Raw genomic sequence first — 24,645 nt, forward strand, 5'->3', positions numbered from 1 at the left:
TTCTCACCTCCACCGCTTCCGTTCCACAATTTGAATGCTTAACAGCAGAAACACACCCGAAAGGGTGACATAATACAAGATATCCGGCCCACTAAGCACACCTTTCATGAAGCTGTCGAACCGGTTGGTCAGAGCAAACGGGTCCAGCCACTGTTGCAAAGCAGAACCTGTATTACCTGCGAATGAATCAAGCATCCACAAAACGAGCAAAATAATAAAACCCGCCACCGCAGACACCATCTGATGCTGGGATAATGTAGAAGCGAACAGTCCAATCGCCATCATGCTTCCGCCCAGGAAAAATAACCCCAGCGCAGACATCCATACTGTCGTCATATCCAATGTCCCATAGAACGACATGATGAAAGGGTACACCAGACTGCACAGGATGAGCACGACCAGAATGGCCAGAGAAGCAAGATATTTGCCAAAAATAATTTCTGTTACTCGTGCCGGAGAAGTCAGCAACAATTCATCCGTTCCTTGTCTAAATTCCTCTGCAACCAGTCGCATCGTTAACAATGGCACGACAAATAGCAGCATGGACAACGTATCGCCCAACACGAGACGATAATCAACAATACTCGGCTGGTAATATACAAAGCTTGAATAGAACAGCAGACTGGTCATCAGTACATATACGGCAAAAGCAAAATAGGACGTTGGTGACAGAAAATAAGCTTGCAGCTCTTTATTGCATACCGCCATCATTCGTCTCATTTGGAGTCCTCCCCTTTGCGAGCTTGGGGCAAAGCATCGACTGATGTACCAACTGATGTTCCCGATATACTCGACGAGTCGATGTCCGAAGTTACGTCCTGATCCATCTCTGCCCCAACAACCTTATCCACATCTGCCGAATTTGCGTCCGTGTCTGTTGCCTCGGTTGTGGTCAGCTTCAGGAAGATTTGCTCCAGGCTCAGGTTCTCCTTCTTCATCTCCAGTATCGGTAATCCTGCACCTGACAAAAGGTAGAACAGCTCCTCCCGGAAATCTTCCGAGTTTTCTCCAGTAAGCAGCATTTTAACCGTATCCGCTGAATCTGAAGTAAGTGAAGTATCTTTGCTGGTATTCACATCCGATGCTTGAATGACTTCACTCCGCACCTTCTCCCATGGTGTCAGCACATTATGTAATTGCTCCGCAGTGGCCTTCACTTCAATCGATACCTTGAACTGATCCCCCATTGCTGATCCGAAATGCTGAGGTGAACCATCCAACACGAGCTGTCCCTGATTGATGATCAACATTCGATTACAGAGCGTGCTCACTTCAGGCAAAATATGCGTACTGAGCAGCACCGTATGGTTCTCCCCCAGTTCTCGAATCAGATCTCTGATCTCAATAATCTGATTTGGATCAAGGCCCGATGTTGGCTCATCCAGAACCAGCAGATCCGGCTTGTGAATAATGGCTCCTGCTAGCCCGAGGCGTTGCTTGTATCCTTTGGATAACCCACGTACCATTTGCCTTTCCCGACCCTGAAGTCCAAGTCTGCTAACCATCTCACTGACCCGTAGCTTAACCTCACGTGCCGGGACATCTCGCAAATTGGCTACGAATTTAAGATAGGACTGCACCGTCATATCCGGATAGAGTGGCGGCGTTTCAGGCAGATACCCAATCTTGGAACGAACACGCTGACCCTGCTCATGCACCGATACTCCATCCACCATAATGGAACCCGCGGATGGATGCACATAACCCGTAATCATACGCATCGTTGTTGTTTTCCCAGCACCATTGGGTCCGAGAAAGCCAACAATCTCACCACGTTCCATGGTGAAATCCAGTTGATGTACGCCGCGTTGCCCTTCGTAAACTTTGCTGACCTGTTTCACTTCGAGCACATCATTCATCCTTTCCCGTTAAAATACCCGTGCAGCATCGTTCGTTATATAAATTCAACTGAAAATATTTACACTTGCACTCCGATGGCAGAATAACCTTCCGATCACTGTTATCCCCAGATTTTTTTGATTCCTTCATTCAGAAGGAAAAATCCGCTGATAAAGGTGACCGCTTCGCTTCTTCAAGTTATTTCTGCCCTCTCCGTTATCGTGTAAATGTTACGTTGAACTTATGTAATAGATGATGGGCACGGGAAGTTCCTTGTATATTACGGGAGCTATCCTAGCCTCAGCTTAATGACACTTAAAAGACAGCTTAAAAATATTTGTCCAAAATGTGAACATTCTGACCAACACCCACACCCTGCGCTTAAAGCCAACGTAACATAGAGTACAGGAGAATGTGCTCCTGACCAAAAGTCAGAGGGTGAATCGTGTGAAAGTATTATTCACGTTTTATGTTCCGAGCGGTGGCGTGGATACGTTAAATCGACTGCGCACCGCTGTTCTGAAACGCCATGGCATTGAAGCGCACCTATTGTATCTCAGCACAGGCTCGGGATTGCAGAACAACAGTGATACACCCATTTTCACCGCGTCCAGTGACGAGGATATCCATCATATCATCCATACTCATCATTATGATGCCATCATTGCCACTTCAGACATCGCTATGCCCGGCCGTTTGAGAGGACTTGGTTATACCGGACGAATTATTTTTGAAGCGCAGGGACTCGGAGCACGCGATCAAGCTCTGGAAACGATACAGATGGGTGTCCCATACCTCCAAGCTCATTGTGATGCTGCCGTTATACCTCCCACAGACCACCTGCTGGATATGTTCATTCATATCTGTCCTTGGCTTCATCGGTTTGTTATTCCCAATATGCTGGATACAGACACCTTCGCACCAATCTTGGTGGATACCCCACCCTATCCGGTGCTGGCTTGGGTAGGACGACTTGAACACAACAAAAACTGGCGTGAATATCTAATCATATCGAGTGAAATCGTCAAAAAAAATCCGGAAGCCAGACTATGGTTGTTCCACGATCCAACTTTGGCTAATCCAGAAGATGAAGTCATGTTCCGGCACATGCTGGCAGAATACGGGCTTGAGGATCGGATTGGCATCTTTATCAATGTTCCTCATTCTCAGATGCCTGCATATTATTCTATGATTGCCGCTTCAGGGGGCATCATGTTATCCACTTCCCTGCTTGAAGGATTCGGTTATGCCGTCGCTGAAGCCATCTCTTGTGGCTGCCCGGTGCTCAGCACGGATTCGGATGGTGTGCGTTCATTTATCACACATAATAAGACTGGTAAGTTTTATCCAATTGGAAATGTAGAGGCAGCTGTAGCCGAAGCAAGGGACCTTATGAATAACAAGAAACTGCGTGAGTATATTCGCATTCAGGGCAGACAGCATATGAGCTTGTCTTTTTCACCAGATCGATATGCCATTTCTTTCCGTGAAATGATGACAGCACTACGAATTTTCCATTGAGCATAGCAAAAAAGGCAGTTCAGCAAAATTTCTCTGAACTGCCTTAGTATGGTTTTTATAGAGTCTTAGTGTCCCATCATCATCGCGGGATCAGGCTTGTCGCCATTTTGAAGTTCTTCTTCCGGCATCGGTTTTGGTTTCCGCAGAATCAGACTGAGCAAACATCCGAACAATGCAATACAAGCGGCCAGGAAGAACGTATCATTGAAACCAGCCACCAAACCATGCACGATAGCGGTCGGCTCTGTACTCGTTGTATTGTCTGCGATTCTTGAAGTCAGGAAGCCTGTAAGCCCTGCAACCGCAAAGGACACGACTACTTGCTGTGCAGCAGCCGTGAGCGGTGTCACCCGTCCAACCAACTTACGCGGAGCAGCATTTAATACATGCGTATTGAGTGGCATCATGGACAAGCCCATACCCAGACCCATCATGACCAGAGCCGTTATAATCAGGCCAAGACCTGTCTCTGCCGTAATGGAGGACAGAATAAACAATGCTCCCGAGATAATACCCAGACCCACGAAGGCCAGAGGTCTAGCACCGATTTTATCAAACAATCGACCACCAAGCGGCATACCCACTCCGGAAGCCAATGCCTGTGGCAGTAGAATCAATCCTGTTTCCAGTGCAGTGTAACCTTTGATCTGCTGCAAATAAAGCGGGATCAGGATCATCGCACCGAACAGCGCCACTTGTGACACCCATGCGAGAATAATTCCCCGTGAGAAATCAGATGATTTGAATACCCGGAGTTCGAGCAATGGATTTTGATGACGAAGCTCCACAATAATGAACAAAATGAGCGCTACACCACCCACAATGACACCCGTCAAAGTTGTTGCAGACGTCCAGCTCGTTCCGCCCTCACTCACACCGTAAGCCAGCATCGAGAACGCAATTGGCGCCAGAATCATGCCGAGCAGATCCAGTGCAGGTGTGCGTCCACGATCTGTATCCGGCAAAAACTTGATACATAGAATGAAAGCTGCAATACCAATGGGCAAGTTAATCAGGAAGATCCAGTGCCAGCTCAGTGATTCAATAAACCACCCGGACAACACCGGACCCAATGCGGGGGCAAGCAACATCGGAATTCCCAGCATCCCCATGATGGAACCTCTTCGCTCAGGCGGAGCCAGACGAAAGACCATTGCCATACCAATAGGAGCAACCATGCCTCCACCAAGGCCTTGAATGATACGGTAAATGATCAATTGCTCAGGTGATTGAGCGATCGAGCATAATACAGAACCCAAGGTAAACATGGCAATCGTGAACAGAAATACTCTTTTGGCACCAAAACGGTCCGTTAACCAGCCTGCCAGTGGTATAACCGCAGACAAAGCCAGGGTATAACCCGTAACCGTCCATTGGATCGTTTTAAGATCCGTCTCAAAATATTGAACCAGATTTGGAATGGCCACGTTCACCACCGTGCTATCCAGAATAACCATAATCATTCCGACGATAATTGCCAGGAGTGGCAGTATAATGGCTTTAAGCGAAAACTCTGCCGGCTCCTGGGGTACTGCTGTTTGTTCTTTCACGTTCTCCACACTCTTTTCCAGCCAGTAGATCGCAGCCTTATTCATGCGTCTCACTCAGCCTATATTGACGACCAATTTCAAACTATCGTTTTAAATCGTCGTTTTAAACTTTCGTTTAATACTGATCTAATTCTAATGAAAATACCTTTGCTGTCAAGCTATTTTTTCAGACAATTCTACTATGGATGCACCACAAAAAAATGGAACAGGCACCTTCCCTGCTCCACACGTTGGTTAATCATGATTATGCAATGATGTCCATATCAATCTGCAAGCTTCATCATCTGATATTCTGACAGTATGCCCAATGTCTGACCGTGAATACTTCTGCAATATATTCGAATAACCAGATGCTTCGGTGAAGAACTGTTGCTGATGATCCTCAGTTCATAAGGCTCGGATGACACATCCAGATTATGAATGACCTGATTACCGCCCGCTCCCCCCGAATTTGACGTTAGGTGAAAAAGGTGTCGATACAGTTCTCCGTGAATACTGGCTCCACCAACAAATACATCCGTCCCTTCCTCGCCGCCCACATAGGCCAACTCCACATCCATGTACTTGACGGGAACAAATGTCTGTAACAGATTCTCATGAATCTCAAGTAAATATACCGCCACTGTAGATCCCTCCTTCGGAGCACACGAACCTTCCTGTACATAGGATATGCTTCCTCTCGTCCATTGCCATTTGCATTCACCCATTTTCGACCAATTACACGGAAATGCCCGACCTTCCGGTCCTCTTTTTTCATAGAATAAAAGGATAGAAGCTCGGCCGGTGCAGGCCGTGACAAGGAGGTAGCTATGAAAGTTCTGCTCGTTACGTATTGGGAGCTTACACATATGGGAGGCATATGGACATATGTTAAACAACTGGCCGACAGGTTAATCGCACTTGGTGTAGAGGTTGATATCATGGGCACAAATGGTGCCAATAACGAAGTATATGTTCGTAATCTGAACCGCGCTTTCTCCAAGGATAAGGTGTGGCCCATGCTGCAAGCCAAACTCAATCCGACTGATCTGCCACAATTCACTGCCGATCCTCTTCTCGCTTATTATGAACTGAATAGATATGCCTTCGAGATGGCAGCCGCTTATCTGGGGGTGGACCACTATGACGTTATTCATGCGCAAGATCCGGTAGCTGCCGTAGCCATAAAACGCATCTTGAACCGCAATATCCCACTGGTTACAAGCTATCATGGCGCTCTTGCACGCGAAGCCTTTTACGATGCACAAAATACCAACCCACAGCTTACTCTCCCTTCATATTTGCAATCCAAGCGTGGACGTTATTTTCTCTCATTGGAAGAGCGAAGTGCAGCGCAGTCCGAGCTCATTCTCGTGTCAAGCCACTGGATCAAGAGTACGCTTACAGAGCTTGCCGTTCCTGAATCAAAGTTCAGACAGATTCCCTATGCTGTAGATCTCCCAGCCTATCGTGCCTCAGCAGCTGTGAAGTTCCGCCAGCGACCACCTGCGGGCAAAAAAGTCATTGCCTTTACCGGACGACTTGAATACATCAAGGGCGTTCATGTGTTAATCAAAGCCTTAGCCAGTCTGAAAAATAAACGTTCCGATTGGGTCTGCTGGATCGCAGGAGAAGGCAATCTAACCGATGAATTGCGTTCACAGGCCGCGTCAACGGGGATTGGAGCTGATGTTGTGTTCTGGGGCAAGCTGGACAATATTCCTTCCTTCCTGCGCCATGCAGATATCTATGTCCAGCCCAGTCTGCAGGACACCCAGCCATTCTCCGTTACTGAAGCGCAACTGGCGGGTGTACCTGTTATCGTCAGTGGCACAGCCGGCATGCCCGAGATGGTTGAACCTGGACGTACGGGATGGGTTGTTCCTCCGCAGGATGTCGACTCGCTCCGTGAACTGTTGGATGCACTACTTGAGGATGATGTTACCCGAAGAACAGTGGGGGCGGCGGCGAAAGCTTGGGCTGAACAACATCGTTCACTGGAAGTGATGGGATTTCGTACATTTCAAGTCTACCAAGAAGCCATCTACAGAGGAGGACATACGATATGACGTTACTTGTACCAAGTGATCTATACAATCGCTGGTTTTCGACTCCAGTTTCCACACCTCACATCAACGTGGATTACGCTGTAATGAATGAATTGATGAAAAAGCTGCCTAAAGGATATATATTTCCCGATCCTGCATCCATGGCGATCATGAATTCAAAAGATTGAGTTGTCCAATGATATGCCGTCTTCATATAACATGCCGAAATATCAAACAAGGGGTGTCCCATCTGTCATATGAATGACTGAGGACACCCCTTGCTTGCTTTAATGTGTTCTAACGGACCGAGAACACGCTATTACAGATCGTTTTAATCTGTCGCCAACTTGGAATACATATTCAGATCACTGAACGTTTCGCCTACCCTCTCGTATGCTCTGAGGGTGCCTTCGTATGTGAAATTAAGCTTTTGCAATAGCTTGATAGAATTCACATTATCGGGGTCAACCTTTGCCTCAATACGATTCAGTTTCAAAGTCGAGAATGCATGAGCTAACAAAGAAGAGATCGCTTCCGTAGCATATCCTTTCCCCCAGTGTGATCTGGCAATGTCATACCCAATTTCTGCTTTGATATTGTCAAAATCCAGTGAATTATAACCACATGAACCTATGATTTCGTTGGACTCTTGCACAAGGATAGAGAACCGAATGGCCTTGTTTTCCTGAGCAAGATCATTCAGAAGATTAATCATGGCTATAGCTTGATTTTCATCCGTAAAATGAGTGATATTCATAAATCTAGTCACATCCGGATCAGACCAAATTTTAAACAAGCTGGCCGCATCCGATACGTTCATTTTTCGCAAATATAACCGTTCTGTGTATAACTCTGTAATCAATACTCTTACCTCCATTAGTTTATTAATAGTTGGGTTTAAGATATTGATATCTGCGCATAGTCCAGTCCCTTCCGTGTATGAATCATTTCATTATACAGAGACTTCAGCAATCGATCACCCTTTGTGTCCACGTATCTGTCCATAAAGTAAAAAAAGAGCTTCCACTTATAACACTTAAAAAGTGTTTCATAAGGGTGCTCTCCTGTCCATTTAACACCTATTCCATTCAGCCATCGTTGCCAAATCCATCTATTTCCAGTACCCGCCAACCTGAAGTAAGTTAAACAGAATAGGCCGATGCTTCGCCTGAACCTGTTCCATCTCGGCAACCAGTGCCTTGAAGTGACGTTTGGTTCCCATTGACTCATGCAATCGGTAACACATCAGAGGTTCATTGTAGTAGAACAGCTCATACATTGGAAACAGCCTCATCCACATCTCATAGTCATGGGTGTAGCGAAAATCAGTGTCGAACAGTCCAAACCGCTCGAATGCTTCCATCTCTAACATGACAGTACAGCCGTTGATCGGACAACCTTCCAGCAGTACCTGCAACATCTCCAGACGACTTCCCACTTCCGGATGCACCGTATCCAACCATTCACTCTTCTCATTCACATAATGGTAGGCACCATGGCAGAATGAAGCCTTAACCTCGCGCATAAACTTCAGTTGCTTCTCCACCCGATCCAGCAGCATCACATCATCTGAGCTGAGCCAAACAAAGTAATCCCCTGTTGCCTGCTTGATGCCCTCATTTAATGCTGTCGCGGTTCCACCGTTTTCTTTGCGAATATAGCGGATGGAATCCATGAATGGCTGTAGCCGCTCCACGTGCTCGGTTGACCCATCATCCACCACGATGACCTCGATATGCGGATACGTCTGGTGAATGGCACTGTGAACAGCCTGCTCGATATAAGCACAATTGTAAAAAGGAATGACGATCGATACTTTTGGCTCCATTCGGGCCTTCCCCTCCTCTTACTGTCTTAGGTAAAATGCTGCGCAAAGAGGGCGTTAATCAGCCATCTTTTGGCTTTCTTAACTGCCCTCCCTACGCTACCCGCCAAGCGTCGCTATTCGCTGCAACAGCGGTTGCCGATATCTGGACCATACCATGGATGCCTCTCTGCCGATGACATCCGCATGACGTACCGATCCCATTCCCCCATGCCACCGATAGGCAGTAAGCGGTTCATTCAGGTATGGGAACCGATGACCGTTCAGTACAATACGCATCCAGAGATCCAGATCATGGGTGTAGGGAAGAAGTTCATCGAACAGCCCCACTCCGCTAAAGAGATCCTTGCGGATCATGACCGTGCAGCCATTCACCGGATTGCCGTTAACAAACCGTCGTAGTAAATCCATATCCGACATCGGTTCAGGCCCACCATGCATTCTGGTAACTGCCGAATGCTCGTTGATATAGTGAAAGTTGGTATGTGAGACGAGCACATTCTCACGCTGCATAAACTCCAGCTGATAACGAATTTTATCCGGGTACAGATAATCATCCGAACTTAGCCAGGCTACATAATCACCAGAGGCATGACGGATGCCATGATTAAGTGCCGAAGCCGTCCCGCCATTGCTTTTGCCAAGCACATTAATATAAGGAAGATAGGGTTGAAGCAACTCTGCATGCCGGGTTGAACCGTCATTCACAACAACGATTTCCACATCGGGATACGTCTGGTTCAGCGCACTCTGAATCGCCTGAGGCACATAAGGGCAGTTGTAGAATGGAATGACAATGGATACTCTCGGATTCAACTTGTCGTCCTCCCTTGCTGGACACGAACATCACTCAGGATATCCTGAAGCGATGAGGCAAATGGAATCATCGGCTGCCAGCCAAGCTTGCGCAGCAGTGATAATTCCTCCTGTTTTCCCGAACCATCCGGACCAGAAGATGCCCCATCCCAGCGAACAGGGACTTCCGCTTCTGTCATGGACAACAGCAGATCTGCAATTTCACCAAGACTGCGCTCGACTCCAGACACCACCGGGTATACTGTACCGCTGGACCCGTGTACCAGGAGGGTTGCATACGCTCTGACGGCATCCCGCACATCCAGAAAGTCACGGGTATTGTCCCGTCCGGACAGACGGAATGCCTCGGTTTTGCCCGCTTGCTCACAGGCAACAACATGGCGTGCAAGCAGTGAACAGATGCCTGTGGAAGGACCCGCACCAATCAGATTGCCTGGCTCCGCCAGCATGATCTGTTGTCCGAAGAGCGACATCCACGACAAGGACACCATCTCTTCCAGCGCTTTACTGAGGCTGTATGGATGCGGAGGCTGGGGAATCCGGCCAGGTTCCGGCGTATATTTTAACCGCGATCCTACAATAACGGTTCGTGCTGTCGGACAACTACGAAGCGCATCCAGCAAATACAGCACGGCCATCACATTGGTCTCCAGGACCAGTAGCGGATCAGACCACGAATCAGGCACTGAATTTTTGCCAGCGAGATGCAGCACATAGTCGGGCTGCACCTCGCCGATCAGATGACGTACTTGCTGTTTATCGTTCAGATCACAGACATGGACTTGTGCACCTTTACCAAATGAATACACATCCGGCCTCCGGACTACCGCTGCAACCACTGCACCCGCTTCCCGAAAATAAGATACGGCATGTCGCCCGGTAAAACCGGAGGCGCCTGTAATCAGTACGTTCTTGCCTCTCAGCTCTGCTCCATCCATAATGCCAACTCCTTCAGCATTGTAGAATAATCCGGCAGGTCTGTCTTCACATCCTCGCGAGTGGACACCAGCGTACGGTCCTGCACTACACTGTCATCACGCACAATCGTCACATCCTGCTTATCCCAGGTCTGCTTGAACAATACAAGCAGGTCATGCTTGCTGACAGGTGCCGGATGAGCTAGGTGGATCAGACCACTAACCGATGAGGCCAGGTAATGGTCTACCCATTTGGCCAGCTCAAGTGTGGTCACACCGTTCCAGAATACGCGGGTATACCCCCCGACTTCACCTGTGCTGGACATAAACCATTGCATCAGACCAATGCCGCCCTGGCGAATCTCGGGTCCAATGATGGACGTACGGATCGTCAGATGACCTTCATCCTGAACTTCGCCTAGGGCTTTGGTGATGGCGTATGCTGAAGTCCCATCCGTAACATCATCTTCCCGGTATGCTCCCCGTTCTCCGCTGAACACACAGTCCGTGCTGATATGAATTAAGCGTGCACCAATCGTATCTGCAACCCGCCGCAGACGATGTGGCAGGAAACCGTTAATATGATATGCAGTAATTTTGTCCTCGTCTGCGAAGTTGTTCAACACACCTACAGCATTAATAATCACATCCGGGTGCACAGCTTCTACCAACCGATCAACCATGAAGCTGTCGTTCACATCCAGGAGCAGACCATTGGGGTCCGTTACATCCCGAGATGTGTAGAAGACGCTGTGTACACCTTGACGGCGGAAATAGTCGACCAAAATATGGCCGGCCATTCCGTTTCCACCAAGTATCAGCAGTTTCATGACAAGAATCCTCCGCGTTTCAGAATTTCACGAATCTCCTCTTTGGTCATGAGTTGGTGTTCAGAACTAAAACTGTTAAAGGAGACCGGGGGACAATTGGTATAATGTTCACGCAGACCCGGTATACCCAGGGTAGGGAGAATAACCAGGTACTGCTCATCGTAGACAACGGTGGTCATGCTCTCGAATTCACTCATCAATATTTCATGGATTTTCTCCCCAGGACGAATGCCACGTTCCACAATGCTCACATTCTCCACACCGGAATCCTCAATCAGCACTTCCGCAAGATCAACGATTTTGCAGGTAGGCATCGTCATGACAAAGATCTCTCCGCCGACACTTTCCACCGAAGCTTTGAACAGCAAGGTAATTGCATCCTTCAGCGTAAGAAAGAATCGAGTCATACTCATATCCGTGATGGAGACCTGCCCTTTCTGGCGGATCTGATTCTTGAACAGATGTACCACACTTCCGTTTGTTCCCAGTACATTCCCACCCCGTACCGTAACAAACTTGGTATCGCTGTGTAACAAGTTTGCATATACAATTAATTTCTCGCCGATCGCTTTTGTCATGCCATAGAAGTTGGACGGATTGGCAGCCTTGTCAGTCGAGATATAGATTACTTTTTCCACCTTGTTCTCAATAGCAGCCTCAATTACGTTCTGTGTACCAATCACATTGGTTTTGAGTGCTTCGTACGGTTGGTCTTCACACACCGGAACATGCTTGAGCGCTGCCAGATGAAATACATAGTCCACATGCTGGCAAGCCGCCGTCAAGGCGTCCTTGTCACGAATATCTCCAATCCGGAAATGAAGACGCGGGTCTTCAAATTCACGACTCATAGCCACTTGGCTGGACTCATTCCGGGAATATACAATAATTTCTTTGGGCTGCTGGGGCAGTAGTTGAGCCACAAGTTCATAACCCCATGATCCCGTACCGCCAGTCACGAGTATACGCTTATTTTCAAACATGCATTTTCCCTCCAAGCAGAAATTTAACCACTTTACTGGATACATCTGTGGCTTTGTAACCTTGCGGGCAATCCCAGTCGCTAGACATCTTTGTCATGACTTTCACGCAATCAGCGATGCGCGCGGCATCCAGACCGGAGACTACATTGCTGCCGCAATCGACCGTTTCCGGCCGCTCGGTAGTTCGACGCATCGTTACGGTCGGCACGCCCATAATGCAACACTCCTCCTGCACGGTACCGCTATCCGTAAGTGCACAGCGTGCATGACGTTCAAGCATTACAAAGTCGAAGAATCCAAACGGCTCGTGAAACTCCACCAGCGGGTTCATCTCCAGATGCAGATGCTCCGCAATCCGGATCGCTGTACGCGGATGAATACTGCAGATCACACGCAACCCGTGTTCCTCTGCGACCTGGTTCAGTCCTTTCATAATCTCCAGCAAATGAGGGGCATGATCCACATTCTCAGCTCGATGGGCAGTAACCAGGAAGTATTGCCCAGACTTCAGCTTGAGCTTCTTCAGTATTTTGCTGGAACTTACTTGCGCGTCGTAGTGCTGCATGACTTCATAGATGGGATTGCCCGTTAGCACGATGCGCCTGCTTGGTACCCCTTCGCTGACCAAATGTTTCTTGCTCTGTTCCGTGTAAGGCATATTAACGGTGGAGATGGCATCAATAACCTTACGATTTTTCTCCTCAGGCACATCCAGGTCAAAGCAACGATTGCCTGCTTCCATATGAATAACAGGAACACCCATGCGCTCAGCCAATACTGCACATAATGCGCTATTGGTATCGCCGAGCAGCAGCAATTTATCGGGTTTCTCCTGCAATATCAGATCTTCCATCTGCGTAAACATCGAGGATAGCTGTCGTCCCAGAGTGGCCGCTTCATCCTGAAGAACGTAATCCGGTGCGCGCAGGCCCATTTCCTTGAAAAAGAGACCGCTGAGACTTTCCGTGAAGTTCTGTCCCGTATGCACCAGAATATGTTTGGACGCGTACTGGTCCAGCTTGGAGATGATCAGGCTGAGCCGTATGATCTCAGGTCTCGTACCCAGCACCGTCATGATCTTCATCGTAATCCCTGCCTTCATCTTGTATTGGAACCCTTGCGCCCTGCTCGGCTACGTCCCGCTTTGGCAGATTTGCGTCTGCGACTAGCCGATTTCCCCATATGTGGACGCGGTCCCTTGGTTGTACGGGTTCTCCCCTTACGTCTGCCAGTTCCGGAAGTACGTTTCAGCCCCTCACGGTCTCGGCGAGAATGAGGTGCAAGTGGCTTGCGACGACGTTTCCGCGTTTTGCCCCTCTGTTGAATCGGCTTTGCAGCCGGGACAGTACCTGAGGCAACAGGAGCATCGTGACCCAATGCGATTGGAGGTAATGAGGAATGTGGCAACGCCTGTATGACGGTCAGTGGGAATAATAGTGCTCGAACCGTAGTCGGCTCCAGAACCAGTACAGTGCGTAGTCCTCCCTCCCCATGGGTATACACAGGTCCATTCGGAGGTTGGATATAAGCAAACCATCCGGGAAAACGCAATAACCACTGTGTCACCATCGTATGCAGTTTCGTTCGGTAGGTTTCAACGCCGTAGAGCCTTTCCGCTTCTGTCCGATTACGCCACCCCGTATTCGAGGCCAGCTCTGCATCATTCAGCAAGGTTGTTGCCAAGGTGACAAGCGCTTCGGTATCACCCGGCGGGGCCAGAAATGCATCACTGCCTACGGATTCCATTAATTCCTTCAGTCCACCCTGAGCAAAAGCGATGACCGGTTTGGCAAAATAGAGACCCTCCAGTGCGGTCATGCCAAACCCTTCTTTGACCATGCTTGGGATGACCAGGATATCCATCGCGGTATACGCCAGAGATACGTTCTCTTCAAATGTGGTGAAGGTAAACCGGCGTGAATACCCGGATTTTTTCACCCGTGATACACACTCGTCGTAATACTTTTTATCCGATGCTGCCCCGATGATCCAGAAGCGACAGCGCGAATGTGTTTCACAGATCCTCAAGGCCATATCTACAAAAGGTTTCAACCCTTTGGCATCATATATAAATGAAGAAATATAACCGATACAGGTCTGCGATGATTTGAAACCGAGCTCCTTACGCTTGCGTTCGCGCAGATGAACCCAGCGGTCCGGTGCTGGTAGCGCGGGTTCCCAAGTTGGGGAGATAATGGTCACTTTGTCACCTATGCCGGCTTCGTGGAATGGGGCTACCGCTGTCTCGGATATACCGATAATCCAATCCGCGTAACGCCCAATCATCTGGATTGCCTCGTTTGTATGTTCATTCGTATGAATGATCTCGGTAATCTTCCAGATGACCGGAATCTGAAGGGACTTTGCCGCTACAGCCGGCATCACATTAACGCAGGTGTTCGTTAACACCATATCGGGAGCAGTCTCCCGTATTAGGGAGACTGCTTCCTGATACGCCGGTGTATGACGAAGATGCTCCGCATCATCTGCAATGCCCAGGTAAGGTGTGTACACACCGTGAAGCATCGGCAGAGTGCATATTTTGACCTGAATGCCGAATCTTCGCGCAAGCCCCGCAAGCTTCCCCTCCTGAGGGGCTACGAGCACACATTCAAAGATCGTACCGATCTCTCTCATAAAATGAAGCAGCAGCTTCTCGGCGCCTGTAATGCTGCGAGTATTACACACATGTGAAAATAACATCATCTTTGGTTTCGTTGCCATGGCCGCACGGACCCTGTACACGATTATCCGATACAGGGTACTGTGCACACCTCCTCCCGGCCAGAATTAAGGGAATATGATGGTTAACATTTCATTAATTCTTTTGCCATACGTGTGGTCTTTCAGTGTACGTTCAAGTCCACGAAGTGCAATCTCACGACGTTCCTTTTCATGAGTAAGATAATATTCCACTTTGTCGAGTAACTCCTGCGGCGAGGAATATGTCTCAATCTCCACACCCGGTTTGTAGAAACGCGCAATGTCATCCCGGGCGTCGGTCAGCTGTAGCGTCGTGGACGCGGCAATTTCAAACGTTCTCGGGTTCGGTGAAGCTGGCGCGATTTTGAGGTGATTATTATTGACGGAATCATCTTCGTGGGATCGATGCAGGTTGATGACAATTTTGGTGCCATTGTACACATCATTGGTCTCCGGCGGACTCATCCAGCGCCCGAGCTCAATCTTCTCGCCATAGGCAGTATAGTCAGGCAGACGGTCCCACCAGATTCCGTTAAATACCGTATTGTGTGACATCAACTGAGGCATGATCGGATTGAAGAAGTATACCCGGTTCCAGTAGGCCGAGCCGATAAAGCTGACATCCCGTTTTAACGGGGAAGGAGTTGTAATCGGAAAGTAATGATTAGTAAATGCGGCAAAAGGGAGGTAGTGAACGGACGCGCAGCCGATTTGTCGATATAGATCGATACAGTTCAGTTCCAACGTGAAGACATGGTCAAAATGTGTCACAATATCCAGCGTCATATCTGTATAGTACGGGTCATCCGTGAGCCAGATCGCCGTCTGAATGCCCGCTTGACGAATCGCATCGATATGCTCGATGGGGATATCCATTCCATCCAGTACAAGCACAAGATCAGGACGCGTCTGCAGTGCAATTTCAGAAATCGGTTGACGCGGATCAGAGAGGGTTACTTGAGCTACCATACCCTGTAGCGTGGCCATAATGGCCTCATCCAACGGGGAGTAAGGGAAGCCTTTACCCGAGGATACATACAGCACGTGAATCTGTCGGAAAGGCAACGGTTCCTGTGCACAATTCACAATATAGTTGGCGCGACCGCGCAGATATCCTTCTTCCTTACCTGCGTCATATCCGGCATGTTGCCCATTTTTGCGTGCTTGATCAGTCAGGCTCAGTACGGGTGCATGAACCTTTTTGGTTTTACGGTGTTTGAGAGACATACCGCCACTCCTTTATTTTTTGGGATAGGATTCTTGTTGATGCTGCACTTCAGACGGGGATTACAAATGTTCCAGCAACTGACCGATCCGGCGAGTGAATGTATGCTGGTTCATCGTGGTGAGAAGTCCACGCCACGCCATCGCCTGTCGTTCTTCTTCATGCTTCAGATAATAGTGGATTTTGCGCTGAAGTTCTGCTGCGTTGGTGAACGTCTCGATGTCATATCCCGGCTTATAATAACGGGGTAAATCTGCACGTGCATCCGTAATCTGCATTGTGCCGCAGGCGCTGATCTCATACGTTCGTGGATTAATCGAGTGACCTTTAAGATGATGTGTATTGCGATTGTCTTCCCCATTCTCGCAAGTCCGGTGAATGTTAATGACAATCTTGGCGCCATTGTAATAATCTACTGTCTCTCCAGGAGCAATCCATCCTTCGTGGATGAAACGGCCTAGTACATCATAGCGTGTCAACCGATTCCACTGGCTACCCGCAATGAATACCTTTTTGTCCGCTAGAAAAGGGGCCAGCTCATCAAACAAGGCAATCCGGTTCCAGAATCCGGTACCGATAAAACAAATGTCGTGCTGATGCTGCGGTGCGGCGCGCCGCGGTTGAAACATGCCTGGATTCACCGCGAGTGGCATATAGATGACCTGGTTCGCTCCATGTCCCAGATAGAAGGGTACGGCGGCCTCTTCATGCGTGAACACGACATCATAATGCTGACAAAGGGACGTTGTATCTTCGGTGAAATACGGATCATCCACAAACCACACGGCAGTTCGGATACCGAGTGCACGTATGCCATTCACCTGCTCTACATGATCTGCGGGGAATACATGCAGACCATTCATAACGAGCACAACATCGGGCCGATGGTGACTGGCTTCCTGCAACATCGCTGCTGGCGATCCAACAACGCATTCACGTACAGATTGCTGCAGAGCCAAGGTGACACCTTCATCGATGGCATCGAATCCTTGCGGGATATATAACACCTTCATGTCCCGCAGGGTCGGTTCAAACATCTGCACCCGCTCCATCATGGCTTGACAGCCGCCAAATCTGCGGCCTTCTGCATATCCGCCGCGGTAAGCCGTTTCCGCTTCGGTCAGCGGACGGTGCCTTCGTTTTGCCACATTATTCACCCTGTCTTCCTTCAGGAGATCTCACTTCCAGACTCTCCCCGAGATTGGTCTTCCCTCTAAAGGATATGCCTCGGGGTCAGATGCATCATGGACGGGTGTCCTGCAAGGCGCAAAATTGGCGTATGCCCTCCACATCCGCCTGTACGGGCATGTCCGCTTTTGCGGCGATGCAAATAGCCCGGAGGGATCTGTCCCCCCGGGCTAACTGTATACAGGTATCATTCCATGCAGGAATAATCCTCTCTACTCGGTTACTGTGCTTTGTAAGCCAGCTGATGTCCGTCCTCGAATCCCTTGGCGAAACCCGCGTTGAATCCCTCGTTGTACGCCTCGTTGTATCCCTGGCTGTACGCACCGTCCGGGTTCGGATCGGTAGGGGTAGCCGGGACGACTGGTTGTACGGGCTTTGGACTCCGGTGCCGCCGTACCGCACGTTTCTTTTTTTTGAGCCACGCACTGCGTCCTTTAAGTGGACGTTTGTGAAGAACACGTTTGGCTCTGAGCGCACGCAGTTTGCGAATTTTGCGCAGACGGGCTCCACGGATTAACAAAGCTCTTTTGGTTCTCAGTCGTATTTTCTTCTTCTTTAACATGTCAACATTCCTCCTGTATGTCCCGAACGATACGAATTGCACACCCGGGGTCTTTGAGCCACGGCAAGCCAGGCTCCCCATGCTGGATTCGGGCCAGCCTGATTCCCGTAACCATACGAGACATTTCTGCCTGATAGCGACTCAGCAAACGAATGTTTTCGGCCAGACTGCGGGCGGATACTTCCGAATGAGCGGTTACACTGGCTACACTGTCCAGAATGCGTGCCAGCGCCTGCTGACTGTGTGCAATGGATTCAATGAGCGCCAGTTTGGCTTCCTGCTCACGCCGCATCAGACTCATTTTCCCATGTCTCCCAGATCCATGCCGCCAAACATGCCACCGTCCATACCGCCGCCATCTTCGCTATCGTTCTGTACCATCACCGCTTTGAGATTGTTGCACAGTCCGGTCTCCATCCGGGTTAATCCTTCCAGCAATTCCACCAGCTGATCATGCATTTTAAGCGGCTCGCCTACCTGATCCCCATGCGTCAGAAAGGTATCCCCATTCAAATGATTCAGCGTCCAGTTCCGTACCTTCTCGGCCTCAATCGCTTTTGCCTCCAGGATCAGGGCAATATTCCACTGCATTTTGGCTGCTGCGTCCAGCATCAGAATGAGGCTCTGTTCTCTACTCATGTTCCTTCACCCGCCTTCCGGGCTTATTCTTCCTCTTGAACCGCGATCTCCCGCATGACTTGGGTCAGCGTTTCGGCTACAGCCTCTTCCAGATCTGCAAGGCCCCCCAAGTAAGAGATAATGCTTTTGTTGATTTGCCCAGAGCTATCCAGCAGACCGTCAACGCCATCCAACTCCGGTTCAATATCTGGCAAATGATTGATGATTTCAGACATGCGTACAGCGACTTGGCGTTTGGCATCCAGCACACGTGCGATCTGCTGGTGAGAGTGTGCAATATGTGTGATGATTTCATCGATTTTGCTCTGCATGGTCCTCCTCCTTACCGTCACGGCCTGCTTCACCCATAGAAAAACCCGGCCTATCAGCATTTGCCTGTTACAGCATATGCCGGGCCGGGATCGTCAGTTACTACAGCTTGCGCCTATATCGTCAGATGACATAACTCCAGTCGGAAGAATATCGACTGAGGAATTGGCGAGTACGTTCCTGCTTGGGACGTACAAACACCTCCTCCGGGGTTCCTTCCTCCACAACGGAACCTCCATCCATGAAAACAACCCGATTTGCCACCTCACGGGCAAACCCCATTTCATGGGTGACTACAATCATGGTAATCCCTTCTTGAGCAATGGAGCGGATGACAGACAACACTTCTCCCACAAGCTCGGGGTCCAGCGCAGAGGTCGGTTCATCAAACAAAATCACTTCGGGATTCAGTGCCAATGCTCTGGCGATGCCCACCCGTTGCTGTTGTCCACCTGACAACATACTTGGATACTCATTAATTTTGGCAGACAGTCCGACTTGTTCAAGCACGCGCAAGGCACGTGTGCGGGCATCGGCTTTGGACATTTTCTGGGCAATAATTAAACCTTCCGTGACGTTATCCAGCACCGTCTTGTGTTTGAACAGATTATAATGCTGGAACACCATCGCCGTTTTTCGTCTCAACTGCACAATGTCATGTTTGCGTGCATGCTTGCAATCGACGGTTAATCCACTGATCTGAACCTCGCCCTCATCGGCACGTTCCAGAAAATTGACGCAGCGCAGCAGCGTTGTTTTGCCTGATCCACTCGGTCCAAGGATCGCTACGACATCGCCCTGTTCCACGGTCAGATCAATTCCCTTCAATACTTCCTGCTTGCCAAAAGTTTTGTGTATGTTGGTTAGTGTAATCATGACACGCCTCCTTTGCTATACACGGCAACCCGACGCTCAAGCAGAGCAGTGATCCGCTCGGCAATGATGGTCAGCCCCCAATAGATGAACGCTGCGGCGATAAAGGCCTCCAGAAACTTCAGACTGACGGATGCCACCACATCCGCTTTACCGAGGATGTCCATCTGAGACACGGTAAAAGCGAGTGTTGATCCATGTAGGAACCCAACAAACATACTGCACAGGTTAGGCAATACAGCCCCGATCGCTTGAGGGATGATGATACGCCTTAAAGCCTGGAATGTGCTCATGCCTACAGCGTGAGCCGCCTCCATCTGGCCGATATCCACAGCAAGAATGCCTGAACGGATAATCTCGGACATATAAGCGCCCGCAGTGAGTGAGAAAGCAAACAGTACAAATACGAGAATTGGAATCGACGAGGATTGGAAAGCCCAACCGTAACGTTCCGCCAGCTTATCGATAATCATCGGAATACCGTAATAGATGAGGAATAGATGCATCAGCATCGGTGTTCCACGCAGGAATGAAACGTAGAAGTCAGCAATGCGGTGAATCCACCGCAGGCGATAGATACGGATCAGAGCCGTAGCCAGACCGATTCCGAAGCCTGCAATCAACGGAACAATCGTAATGACAAGTGTCAGTGGCAATGCCTTCAGGATTTGAAAAAAAGATGTATAGATAAACTGGAGATCAATCGACATATGCTCACCCCGCTATTCGTTTCAGGCGTTTGGCTCGAATTGCCGGTTTGTGTACAACTCTCTTGCGTTCATGACGCTGGAGTCTGCGTTCTGCAAAGGCAAATCCTTTTTCAAGAACAATAACAATGACATAATAGACCACAGACAGACTGATATACACTTCAAGTGCATGCGATGTAGCCGAAATTAACGTCTGCCCTCTGCCCACCATATCCATGACACCAATGGAGAAAGCCAAAGACGTATCCTTTAATGAACCGATTAACGTGTTAGCCATGTTCGGAAAAGCAACAATCAGTGCCTGCGGAACAACAATCCGCCGAAAAGACTGGAATGTGGTCATACCCGCAGCATAGGCTGCTTCCGTCTGACCTTTATCCACACTGCGCACCGCTCCGCGAAAGATCTCGGCAAAGGATGCCGCGTCACTAAGCGCATAGGTCACAATGACAAATAACAACGGGTCGGTTCTCGACAGGTCGATGCCAATGGGTTTGAGCAACTCGGGAAGTCCGTAATACACCAGGAACAATTTGATCAGGATCGGTGTGCCCCGCATGAATGAGACGTATAGGGTGGCCAACTGGCTTAGTACCGGAATCCGATACAGCCGGGGAACGGCCAGAAGCACGCCGCCCACCAGTCCGAGCACGATGGAACCACCCAGTACAATCAGTGTTATATGCAAATATCGTAGCAGTTCCGGGATGAAATCCAGAACCAATGACAGATCAAATGATTTTCCCATTACCGCTGCACACCTTTCTCAGACTACTCTTCAACCGTATAGTCAGCTCCAAGCCACTCTGTGCTCAGTTTGCCTAACGTTCCATCTTCTTTGATCGCTTTGAGCGCTTCGTCCACTTTGGTTTTGAGCTCCTGCTCATCTTTGTTCAGAATAAAGTACACTTTGGAGTTGGAGAGGGCATCTCCTACCGTTTTCAGCTGAGCATCAACCGCCTTATTCTGATAATCAATGGCAAACTGAGTACTGATGGTGGCATCCACCCGGCCTGTTTTAATCTGAGTAATGGTATCCTCACCCGCTCCGGAATAAACGATATCAATCCCGTTGCCGTTCGCTGCATTCCATTTCTCAGCGAGTACAGCCGCATTACTTGTAGCACCAACAATCAGTTTTTTCCCTTTGAGATCCTCAATCGATTTTACTTCCTCATTTTTCTGACTTACGACAATTTTATTTGGAAAAATATTATAGGCTTCATCATTAAACAGGAACTTGGCCTGTCTCTCATCATTCACTTCCATCTGGTGAGCGATCAGGTCAATTTTTTTCGTTTCCAGACTCAGCAGCAGGTTTTTGAAATCCATGGTGCTGAATTCGAATTCGTACTCAGGCAAACGTTTGTCGATCTCCCGGATCAGTTCCACATCATAACCTGTTAACTTGCCATTCTCATCAATGAAGCAGACATTTGGGAACTGTGTACCTGTTCCTACAATGATCTTTTTCACTTTGGTGTCGCCTGCTGCCAAAGCAGATTCTGAATCATTGCTTGCAGTTCCTGTGCTGCATCCAGCCAGTACCGCCAGCATTGTAATGAACAGCAGTGCTGTCCGGAATTTTTGAATCCCCCGTTTTTTAACCATTCCCAATCTCCTCCACAGGCTGTTATCACAGCAAATATGATGTGTACTCCCATTCCTCTTCCTATTAACAAACCATTCTTACTTGTATAGTCGGAATTAGGTTGAACAAAGAATATCATTACAAGTCATCTTAGGGCAATAACTAAACTAATAGGACATCCTGATATGGTTATAGGACTTCTCTATAGTACAAGAAAAAGCCATCCCCCATATCGATTGGCGGATGGCTTCTTCTTGTATGACTCTCACTGGTTATACCATTTTGGCGGTGCATCACTTGGTGTGTACACTACTCATCTATCTGCGACTCGCCCATTTAATTTTACGTGCAACTTCCACTCGCTGTAATTGTAAGAGACCGATCCGTTCCTCGAACTTCTTGCGTTCGTCCATGGAATGAGCGGCATGAATCTGGTGGCACAGACCTGTCAGTTTGCTGTTGATGTAATCAAACCGTGTCCATAGTTCCTCTTCAGGTGTGCGTTGCTGCTCCGTCGCCGTCTGAAATATTTTGAGTTGGCGGATAAGGGATTGTTGCCATTCCTGATCCTGAATTTGGATGGCAAAATGCAAAAGATCCAGATAGTCATCAATTTGCAACGAAACGCCGCAATCAGATTTAGTGTTCATCGTCGTCTCTCCTTATTTCAGTACTTGGCTGGAATCCATTACTCCTATCTTACAGGAACAAGCCCACTGAAAGCGAGTACTGAACGATTAAATTTCGGGAAAATTTTTATTTTTTTATGTTAAAACAGCTTTACATTTCCATTAAGACCAATTTGGCAGGATATTGATATTGGTACATATGAAATTGGTAATAAAAAACCCGCGTTAAGGAAAAAAGTTCTTTCCTCAAAACGGGTTTTTAAACATTTTATATATAATATTAACACATATCAAATCAGTCATTTTTTCCATCTCGCTGCTGTCTGGTCATCAGTAACATGAGAAATGAGATGATAATAATGGAAACAGTCCACGCCCAAGCCATGGTCTGATTGCCCGAATCTACAGCGACATAGATTGCCGTGGGTACCGTTTGTGTTTTGCCCGGAATATTGCCTGCAATCATCAGTGTCGCTCCGAATTCGCCGAGTGCACGGGCAAAGCCCAGGATGAAAGCGGTCATCAATGCTCTGCCTGCGAGCGGCAGGGAAATGTAACGAAAAACCTGCCACTCATTTGCACCAATCGAACGACCTGCATCCTCCAGATCACGATCCACACCACTGAATCCCGATTTCATCGTCTGATACACGAGTGGAAAAGCAACCACCACCGAAGCAATCACCGCAGCCCACCAGGTGAAAATAACCGGTGCGGAGAATATGGCTTCAATCCATTGTCCAAACAGACTTTTACGCCCCAGTATGACAAGTAACAGAAATCCAACCACCGTCGGAGGAAGGACTAGCGGCAGCATAAATGCCGTTTCCAGCAGAATCTTTCCCCGAAATGAAGAACGTGACATCTTCCAGGCTATCGCAATTCCGAGCACAGTGGCCACTACGCTGGATAATAACGCAACCTGAAGCGATAGGCGCACCGGTGACCAGAATACGGACCAGTCTATGGCGTTCACATTCATTCCGGAATTGTGAATCCGTATTTCGCGAAGATATCCAGTACTTCAGGGGTTTGTAAATACGCATAAAATTGTTCGGCCTCTGTACGGTGTTTGGTTCCTTCAATAATGCCTATTGGATAATTGGCTGGTGTGTAGCTGTTCTTGTCCACCTCAAACGCAATTTTCACCTGATCCGAAGTAAGAGCATCCGTTTTATATACAAATCCTGCATCTGCATTACCTGTCTCTACATATTGAAGAACCTGTCTAACGTCTTTCCCCTGCACAAGTTTACTTTCCAGTTCATCCCACAGCTTGGCATTGGTCAGAGCTTCCTTGGCATAGGTTCCCGCAGGAACACTTTCCGGAATCCCAATGGCTACCGTCTTGATGGAGTCGCTGGTGAGATCCGTTTCACTGGTTACTGTGTGGGTCCCATCTGCTGGCACTATGGCCACCAGTGAATTCTGTAGCAGATTCTTCTGATCGCCCGATGCAATCAGGTTCTCGTCCACCAGTGCATTCATATTTTTTGTTGCCGCCGATACAAAGACATCAGCCGGGGCACCCTGTTCAATCTGCTGTTGCAAGGCACCCGAGGCGCCAAAGTTAAAATTAAGTTCTATATAAGGATTAGCTAGCTCATAATTGGTTTCAATCTCTTTCATCGCATCGGTCAGGCTGGCCGCCGCAGAGATCGTCAGATCTACCGTTTCCTGTGGATCGGTATTTCCTGCTGATGAACTTTCACCTGATGCCGCTGGCGTTGAGGTCGTTTGTTCTGCACCCGTGGATGTATCCGTAGTGCCCGTGCTTGCGCCACAACCTGCCAATATAAGAGCCAGTCCCAGTGACATACTTCCCAACACATATCCGATTCTCTTTCCCATTCTTTTCTCCCCCAACGTTATCTTTAGATATAACTAGTTATAATTGATTATATCTAA

The 24,645-nt window shown here is 48.6% G+C and carries 28 protein-coding genes; 3 read left to right on the plus strand and 25 right to left on the minus strand.

Features of this window, described 5'->3' with window-relative positions; genetic code table 11:
• Positions 1 to 3: 3 nt before the first annotated feature.
• Together NSQ20_RS25620 and NSQ20_RS25625 are read right to left on the minus strand one after the other, a co-directional pair.
• Positions 4 to 720 carry an ABC transporter permease subunit gene (locus NSQ20_RS25620; RefSeq protein WP_017692528.1) on the minus strand — a complete coding sequence of 239 codons (717 nt, stop codon included), beginning with the start codon at positions 718 to 720 and terminating at the stop codon, positions 4 to 6.
• Positions 717 to 1,850 (minus strand): ATP-binding cassette domain-containing protein, encoded by a 1,134-nt coding sequence (locus NSQ20_RS25625; protein WP_340031157.1) that lies wholly within the window; start codon positions 1,848 to 1,850, stop codon positions 717 to 719. The genes NSQ20_RS25620 and NSQ20_RS25625 overlap by 4 nt, the downstream gene beginning before the upstream one ends.
• Before the next feature lie 436 nt (positions 1,851 to 2,286).
• Here NSQ20_RS25625 and NSQ20_RS25630 point away from each other — a divergent pair, with 436 nt between their 5' ends.
• Complete coding sequence (locus NSQ20_RS25630) at positions 2,287 to 3,360, plus strand: glycosyltransferase family 4 protein (protein ID WP_235193923.1); 1,074 nt, start codon at positions 2,287 to 2,289, stop codon at positions 3,358 to 3,360.
• A 65-nt stretch (positions 3,361 to 3,425) separates the two neighbouring features.
• Here NSQ20_RS25630 and NSQ20_RS25635 read toward each other — a convergent pair whose 3' ends face one another.
• A complete protein-coding gene (locus NSQ20_RS25635; RefSeq protein ID WP_339195264.1) occupies positions 3,426 to 4,955 on the minus strand; it encodes a DHA2 family efflux MFS transporter permease subunit in 1,530 nt (509 codons plus the stop codon).
• Positions 4,956 to 5,173: 218 nt separating this feature from the next.
• Positions 5,174 to 5,533: a hypothetical protein gene (locus tag NSQ20_RS25640; RefSeq protein ID WP_076253288.1), complete on the minus strand. Its 360-nt coding sequence runs from the start codon at positions 5,531 to 5,533 to the stop codon at positions 5,174 to 5,176.
• Positions 5,534 to 5,719: 186 nt separating this feature from the next.
• On the opposite strand from NSQ20_RS25640, the gene NSQ20_RS25645 reads away from it, so the two are divergent.
• Positions 5,720 to 6,958, plus strand: a complete 1,239-nt coding sequence (locus NSQ20_RS25645; RefSeq protein WP_340031158.1) for a glycosyltransferase family 4 protein — start codon at positions 5,720 to 5,722, stop codon at positions 6,956 to 6,958.
• The gene (locus tag NSQ20_RS25650) at positions 6,955 to 7,125 is read left to right on the plus strand and encodes a hypothetical protein (RefSeq protein WP_164783209.1); all 171 of its coding nucleotides are present in this window, start codon (positions 6,955 to 6,957) and stop codon (positions 7,123 to 7,125) included. Before NSQ20_RS25645 ends, NSQ20_RS25650 begins: the two co-directional genes overlap by 4 nt.
• Positions 7,126 to 7,268: 143 nt before the next feature.
• On the opposite strand, the gene NSQ20_RS25655 is transcribed toward NSQ20_RS25650, so the two are convergent.
• The 21 genes from NSQ20_RS25655 to modA all read right to left on the minus strand — a co-directional run bounded on the left by NSQ20_RS25655 (position 7,269) and on the right by modA (position 24,588).
• On the minus strand, positions 7,269 to 7,799 hold the full coding sequence (locus tag NSQ20_RS25655) for a GNAT family protein (protein WP_340031159.1): 531 nt from the start codon (positions 7,797 to 7,799) through the stop codon (positions 7,269 to 7,271).
• A 249-nt stretch (positions 7,800 to 8,048) separates the two neighbouring features.
• On the minus strand, positions 8,049 to 8,765 hold the full coding sequence (locus NSQ20_RS25660; protein ID WP_076253285.1) for a glycosyltransferase: 717 nt from the start codon (positions 8,763 to 8,765) through the stop codon (positions 8,049 to 8,051).
• 96 nt (positions 8,766 to 8,861) lie between these two features.
• Positions 8,862 to 9,578: a glycosyltransferase gene (locus tag NSQ20_RS25665; protein WP_340031161.1), complete on the minus strand. Its 717-nt coding sequence runs from the start codon at positions 9,576 to 9,578 to the stop codon at positions 8,862 to 8,864.
• Complete coding sequence (locus NSQ20_RS25670; protein ID WP_340031162.1) at positions 9,575 to 10,516, minus strand: NAD-dependent epimerase/dehydratase family protein; 942 nt, start codon at positions 10,514 to 10,516, stop codon at positions 9,575 to 9,577. The genes NSQ20_RS25665 and NSQ20_RS25670 overlap by 4 nt, the downstream gene beginning before the upstream one ends.
• Entirely contained in the window at positions 10,498 to 11,325 is an 828-nt protein-coding gene (locus tag NSQ20_RS25675; protein WP_036605842.1) for an SDR family oxidoreductase, read from the minus strand. Before NSQ20_RS25675 ends, NSQ20_RS25670 begins: the two co-directional genes overlap by 19 nt.
• Entirely contained in the window at positions 11,322 to 12,308 is a 987-nt protein-coding gene (locus NSQ20_RS25680; protein ID WP_017692517.1) for a polysaccharide biosynthesis protein, read from the minus strand. The genes NSQ20_RS25675 and NSQ20_RS25680 overlap by 4 nt, the downstream gene beginning before the upstream one ends.
• Complete coding sequence (gene wecB / locus NSQ20_RS25685; protein WP_036605946.1) at positions 12,301 to 13,392, minus strand: UDP-N-acetylglucosamine 2-epimerase (non-hydrolyzing); 1,092 nt, start codon at positions 13,390 to 13,392, stop codon at positions 12,301 to 12,303. The genes NSQ20_RS25680 and wecB overlap by 8 nt, the downstream gene beginning before the upstream one ends.
• Positions 13,393 to 13,406: 14 nt before the next feature.
• On the minus strand, positions 13,407 to 15,032 hold the full coding sequence (locus NSQ20_RS25690) for a glycosyltransferase family 4 protein (protein ID WP_133120496.1): 1,626 nt from the start codon (positions 15,030 to 15,032) through the stop codon (positions 13,407 to 13,409).
• Between the two features lie 66 nt (positions 15,033 to 15,098).
• Positions 15,099 to 16,238 (minus strand): glycosyltransferase, encoded by a 1,140-nt coding sequence (locus tag NSQ20_RS25695; protein ID WP_340031163.1) that lies wholly within the window; start codon positions 16,236 to 16,238, stop codon positions 15,099 to 15,101.
• 60 nt (positions 16,239 to 16,298) lie between these two features.
• Complete coding sequence (locus NSQ20_RS25700; protein WP_083669917.1) at positions 16,299 to 17,393, minus strand: glycosyltransferase; 1,095 nt, start codon at positions 17,391 to 17,393, stop codon at positions 16,299 to 16,301.
• 251 nt (positions 17,394 to 17,644) lie between these two features.
• Complete coding sequence (locus NSQ20_RS25705; RefSeq protein WP_051446920.1) at positions 17,645 to 17,986, minus strand: hypothetical protein; 342 nt, start codon at positions 17,984 to 17,986, stop codon at positions 17,645 to 17,647.
• Between the two features lies 1 nt (position 17,987).
• Entirely contained in the window at positions 17,988 to 18,287 is a 300-nt protein-coding gene (locus NSQ20_RS25710) for a hypothetical protein (protein ID WP_017692511.1), read from the minus strand.
• Positions 18,284 to 18,625 carry a hypothetical protein gene (locus NSQ20_RS25715; RefSeq protein WP_017692510.1) on the minus strand — a complete coding sequence of 114 codons (342 nt, stop codon included), beginning with the start codon at positions 18,623 to 18,625 and terminating at the stop codon, positions 18,284 to 18,286. Before NSQ20_RS25715 ends, NSQ20_RS25710 begins: the two co-directional genes overlap by 4 nt.
• Before the next feature lie 23 nt (positions 18,626 to 18,648).
• Entirely contained in the window at positions 18,649 to 18,936 is a 288-nt protein-coding gene (locus tag NSQ20_RS25720) for a hypothetical protein (RefSeq protein WP_017692509.1), read from the minus strand.
• Between the two features lie 121 nt (positions 18,937 to 19,057).
• Entirely contained in the window at positions 19,058 to 19,810 is a 753-nt protein-coding gene (locus NSQ20_RS25725) for an amino acid ABC transporter ATP-binding protein (protein WP_017692508.1), read from the minus strand.
• Positions 19,807 to 20,517 carry an amino acid ABC transporter permease gene (locus NSQ20_RS25730; RefSeq protein ID WP_340031164.1) on the minus strand — a complete coding sequence of 237 codons (711 nt, stop codon included), beginning with the start codon at positions 20,515 to 20,517 and terminating at the stop codon, positions 19,807 to 19,809. Before NSQ20_RS25730 ends, NSQ20_RS25725 begins: the two co-directional genes overlap by 4 nt.
• A 4-nt stretch (positions 20,518 to 20,521) precedes the next feature.
• Positions 20,522 to 21,265 carry an amino acid ABC transporter permease gene (locus tag NSQ20_RS25735; RefSeq protein WP_036673451.1) on the minus strand — a complete coding sequence of 248 codons (744 nt, stop codon included), beginning with the start codon at positions 21,263 to 21,265 and terminating at the stop codon, positions 20,522 to 20,524.
• Positions 21,266 to 21,288: 23 nt separating this feature from the next.
• Entirely contained in the window at positions 21,289 to 22,128 is an 840-nt protein-coding gene (locus NSQ20_RS25740) for a transporter substrate-binding domain-containing protein (protein ID WP_081745807.1), read from the minus strand.
• Positions 22,129 to 22,425: 297 nt separating this feature from the next.
• Positions 22,426 to 22,758, minus strand: coding sequence for a hypothetical protein (locus NSQ20_RS25745; protein WP_017692504.1), 333 nt, complete (start codon positions 22,756 to 22,758; stop codon positions 22,426 to 22,428).
• Positions 22,759 to 23,032: 274 nt separating this feature from the next.
• Positions 23,033 to 23,719, minus strand: coding sequence for a molybdate ABC transporter permease subunit (gene modB / locus NSQ20_RS25750; RefSeq protein WP_083669918.1), 687 nt, complete (start codon positions 23,717 to 23,719; stop codon positions 23,033 to 23,035).
• Positions 23,716 to 24,588, minus strand: coding sequence for a molybdate ABC transporter substrate-binding protein (gene modA / locus NSQ20_RS25755; protein WP_340031166.1), 873 nt, complete (start codon positions 24,586 to 24,588; stop codon positions 23,716 to 23,718). Before modA ends, modB begins: the two co-directional genes overlap by 4 nt.
• Between the last annotated feature and the right edge of the window lie 57 nt (positions 24,589 to 24,645).

It is taken from the genome of Paenibacillus sp. FSL K6-1122, assembly GCF_037977015.1.
GTDB lineage: Bacteria > Bacillota > Bacilli > Paenibacillales > Paenibacillaceae > Paenibacillus > Paenibacillus amylolyticus.

Bases quoted from the DNA above. Each gene is read 5' to 3' on its own strand.
- NSQ20_RS25705 (WP_051446920.1), bottom strand. From the start codon at position 17,986: ATGTTAAAGAAGAAGAAAATACGACTGAGAACCAAAAGAGCTTTGTTA.
- wecB (WP_036605946.1), bottom strand. From the start codon at position 13,392: ATGAAGATCATGACGGTGCTGGGTACGAGACCTGAGATCATACGGCTC.
- NSQ20_RS25740 (WP_081745807.1), bottom strand. From the start codon at position 22,128: ATGGTTAAAAAACGGGGGATTCAAAAATTCCGGACAGCACTGCTGTTC.
- NSQ20_RS25670 (WP_340031162.1), bottom strand. From the start codon at position 10,516: ATGGATGGAGCAGAGCTGAGAGGCAAGAACGTACTGATTACAGGCGCC.
- NSQ20_RS25690 (WP_133120496.1), bottom strand. From the start codon at position 15,032: ATGGCAACGAAACCAAAGATGATGTTATTTTCACATGTGTGTAATACT.
- modB (WP_083669918.1), bottom strand. From the start codon at position 23,719: ATGAATGTGAACGCCATAGACTGGTCCGTATTCTGGTCACCGGTGCGC.
- NSQ20_RS25730 (WP_340031164.1), bottom strand. From the start codon at position 20,517: ATGTCGATTGATCTCCAGTTTATCTATACATCTTTTTTTCAAATCCTG.
- NSQ20_RS25635 (WP_339195264.1), bottom strand. From the start codon at position 4,955: ATGAATAAGGCTGCGATCTACTGGCTGGAAAAGAGTGTGGAGAACGTG.
- NSQ20_RS25660 (WP_076253285.1), bottom strand. From the start codon at position 8,765: ATGGAGCCAAAAGTATCGATCGTCATTCCTTTTTACAATTGTGCTTAT.
- NSQ20_RS25710 (WP_017692511.1), bottom strand. From the start codon at position 18,287: ATGAGTCTGATGCGGCGTGAGCAGGAAGCCAAACTGGCGCTCATTGAA.
- NSQ20_RS25680 (WP_017692517.1), bottom strand. From the start codon at position 12,308: ATGTTTGAAAATAAGCGTATACTCGTGACTGGCGGTACGGGATCATGG.
- modA (WP_340031166.1), bottom strand. From the start codon at position 24,588: ATGGGAAAGAGAATCGGATATGTGTTGGGAAGTATGTCACTGGGACTG.
- NSQ20_RS25645 (WP_340031158.1), top strand. From the start codon at position 5,720: ATGAAAGTTCTGCTCGTTACGTATTGGGAGCTTACACATATGGGAGGC.
- NSQ20_RS25715 (WP_017692510.1), bottom strand. From the start codon at position 18,625: ATGAGTAGAGAACAGAGCCTCATTCTGATGCTGGACGCAGCAGCCAAA.
- NSQ20_RS25675 (WP_036605842.1), bottom strand. From the start codon at position 11,325: ATGAAACTGCTGATACTTGGTGGAAACGGAATGGCCGGCCATATTTTG.
- NSQ20_RS25720 (WP_017692509.1), bottom strand. From the start codon at position 18,936: ATGCAGAGCAAAATCGATGAAATCATCACACATATTGCACACTCTCAC.
- NSQ20_RS25650 (WP_164783209.1), top strand. From the start codon at position 6,955: ATGACGTTACTTGTACCAAGTGATCTATACAATCGCTGGTTTTCGACT.
- NSQ20_RS25745 (WP_017692504.1), bottom strand. From the start codon at position 22,758: ATGAACACTAAATCTGATTGCGGCGTTTCGTTGCAAATTGATGACTAT.
- NSQ20_RS25620 (WP_017692528.1), bottom strand. From the start codon at position 720: ATGAGACGAATGATGGCGGTATGCAATAAAGAGCTGCAAGCTTATTTT.
- NSQ20_RS25695 (WP_340031163.1), bottom strand. From the start codon at position 16,238: ATGTCTCTCAAACACCGTAAAACCAAAAAGGTTCATGCACCCGTACTG.
- NSQ20_RS25725 (WP_017692508.1), bottom strand. From the start codon at position 19,810: ATGATTACACTAACCAACATACACAAAACTTTTGGCAAGCAGGAAGTA.
- NSQ20_RS25735 (WP_036673451.1), bottom strand. From the start codon at position 21,265: ATGGGAAAATCATTTGATCTGTCATTGGTTCTGGATTTCATCCCGGAA.